General features: G+C 51.1%; 4 protein-coding genes and 3 pseudogenes. 2 read left to right on the forward strand and 5 right to left on the reverse strand.

Features of this window, described 5'->3' with window-relative positions; all coding sequences use genetic code 11:
• Positions 1-495: 495 nt before the first annotated feature.
• Positions 496-981, reverse strand: a complete 486-nt coding sequence (locus YA0848_RS35550; RefSeq protein WP_184336451.1) for a hypothetical protein — start codon at positions 979-981, stop codon at positions 496-498.
• A gap of 300 nt (positions 982-1,281) precedes the next feature.
• Here YA0848_RS35550 and YA0848_RS35555 point away from each other — a divergent pair.
• Positions 1,282-1,613 (forward strand): annotated as a pseudogene (locus YA0848_RS35555) (NUDIX domain-containing protein); the annotation flags it as partial.
• Between the two features lie 183 nt (positions 1,614-1,796).
• Here the strand turns inward: YA0848_RS35555 and YA0848_RS35560 are convergent.
• The 3 genes and pseudogenes from YA0848_RS35560 to YA0848_RS35570 form a co-directional block, all read right to left on the reverse strand.
• A complete protein-coding gene (locus YA0848_RS35560) occupies positions 1,797-2,360 on the reverse strand; it encodes an NADAR family protein (protein ID WP_169902528.1) in 564 nt (187 codons plus the stop codon).
• A 208-nt stretch (positions 2,361-2,568) separates the two neighbouring features.
• Positions 2,569-2,997, reverse strand: coding sequence for a DUF4304 domain-containing protein (locus YA0848_RS35565; RefSeq protein WP_080758734.1), 429 nt, complete (start codon positions 2,995-2,997; stop codon positions 2,569-2,571).
• Between the two features lie 52 nt (positions 2,998-3,049).
• Positions 3,050-3,348: pseudogene (locus YA0848_RS35570) on the reverse strand (transposase domain-containing protein); the annotation flags it as partial.
• Between the two features lie 77 nt (positions 3,349-3,425).
• On the opposite strand from YA0848_RS35570, the pseudogene YA0848_RS35575 reads away from it, so the two are divergent.
• A pseudogene (locus YA0848_RS35575) lies at positions 3,426-3,603 on the forward strand (IS5/IS1182 family transposase); the annotation flags it as partial.
• A gap of 8 nt (positions 3,604-3,611) precedes the next feature.
• Here the strand turns inward: YA0848_RS35575 and YA0848_RS35580 are convergent.
• On the reverse strand, positions 3,612-4,076 hold the full coding sequence (locus YA0848_RS35580) for a DUF3429 domain-containing protein (protein WP_034138169.1): 465 nt from the start codon (positions 4,074-4,076) through the stop codon (positions 3,612-3,614).
• Positions 4,077-4,134 lie beyond the last annotated feature (58 nt).

Below are 4,134 nucleotides of genomic sequence, written 5' to 3' on the forward strand. Positions count from 1 at the left end.
CCCTACATATGAAAAAAAATTTCGGGAGCCTATATCTGAAACAAACAAACTCAACGACTCTTTAGAAATATTACCCTGATAAACTTTCATCATTTCAACCCCAAGCTATCAAGAACCGACTAAGGGACATTTCCCTCAAAAACTTTTGTATCACTTCCCTTCTTGGGGAAATATGTTTCATTCGGAGCTTGGTTCCATTCGACCACCTTAATCCGAGAGCTAGACACGTCATATAGTGCACGCCCCTCAGGACCGTAGACAACAACATGCCGATTTCCAAGATTCGCATAAGAATCGGGAGTTTGCCCTTGCAACGGATACTGAACACCACCACGCGTTCCCGTGACGATCACATTCGTTTCCCTGAGTCCCTTGATATAATCTAAACCAATAGTATTACCGGCAGAGTCCGTAATGAACCTGGGTGTATTTGGAGCATTAGTAGTTGCTTTTGCACCGCTTCAACCCGGCAATAGGACGTTGCTTCTTATTAAATCACAGACTAGAAAGCTTCCACAGTATCGCGTAAGGCAGCTCGTCATCCACAATATCAAGCAAGCGAAAATAATAAACAGCCAATGAACTTTCTAAGCCCTTATGAACAAATGCACCATCAGACATAACACGATAAGAGGCGTATTCCATAAACTTGTCAGAACCAAGAGAGCTAAGAGCATTTTTAATCTGACTATAGGTCGCCCCCGTCCCAACCGGAAGCAATTCAGGCGGCGGCCGGCATACGGCCATGTCATCATTTTCAACATCCCTGTAGTAGGCTCTTCTAAATGCAGGCTCACTGCAGGCCCAATAGAGGGATAGCAAACGAAATTTTTCCTCTCCCTCATCAGAAAAAGCGTCAGCTAAAAAATACTGATCGTCTGAAATTTTGTATGCACCGTCGTCCATAGCGATAACGCATTGCTCCCGTACATCAACGGCGTCCCCAACCTTTGACTTGCACAGCGATGACCATTCCTTCATCTTAAACACCTCAATCCTATTGTGGCCATTTGAATATTCGGCCTTCGACCCTGTCAGCCTTAAGCGCACTCTCTGCGGCTGCTTTGGCCGATCCCTCCGGCATATTTTTAACAGAGTTTATGATCTCTTACTGCCAGGTCTGTAACTTTGAATCTGGCAAGGACGTCGGATAGCTTGCGCCAGGAGCACGATACTTGGCGTCCCAGACGATCACAGATCACGATGATGGATCATACGTAATGTAATCTGCACCAGGGAGTGACGCTTTCCCAGGTCCGGAAATTGGTGTTTGCCCCGACTCAAGACGGAGAAACATTCCACGCCGCTGCAATACGTGAACTGCGTGAGGAGACCGGTATTCAGGTCAACACAGTTGTAGGGCCTGTGGCAGATCGGAGGTTTTCAATGCTCCTGCCCAGCGGCGAGACGGTATTCGCAGTTGAGCAGTATTTCGTTGTGCACGCGGAAAGCCAGATCCTTTCTAGCTCCGAATGGACCTTACAGGAGACTCAGGTCATGGCAGATCATCACTGGTGGTCCGCTCCCAAGCTGAGATCTACTGGAGAAACGGTATGGCCAGAGGCGTTAGTGAGATGCTCGTGGATGCAGGTGTCTTCGAACCGGATGCGTAACCGTCACCGCGAGTCCATATGCGTTTTTACACACTCTGGGCCAGAAGCAGACGCTCGAAGGTATCCACGTAAATTCGAGTGAATCAGCTTTTGTTGACTGACGCGCGATCTTAATAAGGCCACATGCAACACGCCCTGGCGTTCGCCAAGGCTTCTGCATTTTCCGCGAGTAAGGTCAGGTCACTACCTTGGGGCTGGGATACTCGTCCCGTCCCGCACCTGCATCAGCGCAAACCCCAACAGATTCAAACCTTTCCACAGATTTGGATTGTTGGCATCCGCGCTGTCCTGTGCGAGCCCTATACCCCAGACGTTATCAACGGGGCTGGCTTCGACAATAACGCGCGAACCGGTTTGTAGAAGATATTCGTTTAACTGCGGATTCTGAGAGAACTTGGCCTGGTTCGCTCGAACAACAATGTCGTATCGGTGTTGCAGCCAAACCTTATCATTAAATCCGCGAACCTTTCGACCAAGTGCTTTGGCAGCATTAGGAGTAGGAGCGCGGAGCACCTGCGCACGATTTTCCTGATCGTCGAACAAGGCCGCTTTCTCGGCCATCATGAAGTGTTCGGCCGTCGGGTAATATTGCCCCTCGATAATGAACCCGGCCTCGAACCATTGGCTGAAGCACGAAGCCGTGACGACAGTTTTGCTGCGCTGGTGCCCCCAGAAAAACGTAAACCTCAGATGCTCTCCAGAGTTGAAACGGGAGCACAGTCTTTTCAGATGTTCAGAGTCGTTCAAAAATATATCCTCGCTGACGAAGATCAAAGTTACAGCTACTGTGCTGACCAAGGCAATCAGGAAGTTTGGTAGGTCTTCGGCTCAAAAATTCAGTCTCGGTGTTTCGGATGTAAACTAAACGGTAACGTCCGGTAGACACGTCTTGACGGAATCATCTTAGGCCGATGGCGCGAGCAAGGCGCCCTTGTTGACAGTTGCGGTGGAGCATTTACGGGCTTTTGGTGTCCGGGAGAGGACCTTTGGCCCAGTGGTCAGATGCTTGGCCGCGCAGGTAAGGTTGAACCTCGCGGGCCGTATCTGCGAACCGAGTAGCACTGTTGCCTTTATTGTCATATCTGAACCAGTGATCGCCTCCCATAACCGCCCCTAAACGAATACGCTTATTCGGATGCAGGTGTGCCGCGACCACCTTTGCCGGCGGGATCTGTTCACCCCAAGACATAGTCACTCCCTCTGCGGGGCTAACAGCTACCTCAATGACGAATCCCCCTCCATGCCTATCAAATTGAAACGTGATCAGATCAATTTGTTGTCCTGTATTGCGGCGAAAATGGGGAGGCGATCCCTTGAACCCCATGCTACGAAGGATCGGGATGACATGTTCCTTTAATGCGGCATCGATTTTTTCGCGTTCCATTGCATTACTCTACTTGGCAAAAGAAGAAGATGTTCAGTAATACGTTTAGCAATTAGATGGACGTCCACTTATGCGGCAGAAGCTCAGTAATCTCGCTCGCCCGCTGCGTAGGCAGGCGTGTAAGAACATCCTTCAAGTAAGCATACGGATCATGCCCATTGAGCCGCGCAGACTGGATCAAACTCATGATCGCTGCGGCACGTTTACCACTGCGTAGCGAACCTGCGAACAACCAATTCGAGCGCCCAAGAGCCCACGGCCGAATTTGATTCTCGCACCAATTGTATCGATGGGCACAGCACCGTCATCGAGATAGCGCCTTAGCGCTATCCAGCGTTTGAGGCTATACGACGCGCTTGGATCAGTTGTGGCGGGTGAGATGTTAGTGTTGGTTGGGTGCTGCTTCCAACATTATCACCGCCGGTATCGTGCAGACAGCCGTCGATACCCAGCGCCATTTGATCGTTGCTCATGAGGTGACCAATATCGGTTCCGACCGCGATCAGCTCAATGGCTAAGCAGGCACGCGAGGCCATCGCATCGGTTACTTGGTCGGTGGTGGCTGACCGAGGCTATTTTAAAGGTGAGGAAATCCTGGCCGGGCACACGAGGCTTCATGAAGGAAGCGCCTCAACGAGCGCCGCAAGCAGCAAGCAGACGCTCGCCACGAGGGTAAGCCGTAATCGCATCGGCATGTACCAAGCGGGCAAGCTTATAACCCGCAAGAGCTTCCTGTCCTGCCGGAGGTGGACGACTAAGCCTATGACCAACAGCAAGCAGCCCAAGGGCATTGGCAGTAACGTGGCGATCCAAGCGATAAGTGCAGGTATAACACTCCAGATGAACCGGTCGCTGCGCTGCTTGGCACTCATATCTCGCATGGTCATGGCGAAACCCCAGTGCAAGGCTCCGACGAAGCTCAGGATGACTGCTCCATAGTTAACAAGCGCAATCGCAAACAGCGTCCGATAGTCGAGAGAGAACGGAATCAGCAGTGCCAGAACAATAAACGGCAACAGACCGCCATAACCCAGCAGGGTGACGTGCTTTGGCGCAGGGGTTGAAGGGAACCCATTCATTTGTATTCCTTGCAGTGAGCGACACTCAAGACTGTAGGTGGGGATTCCATGACCATCC

It is taken from the genome of Pseudomonas sp. S4_EA_1b (genome assembly GCF_016307435.1).
GTDB lineage: Bacteria > Pseudomonadota > Gammaproteobacteria > Pseudomonadales > Pseudomonadaceae > Aquipseudomonas > Aquipseudomonas rhodesiae.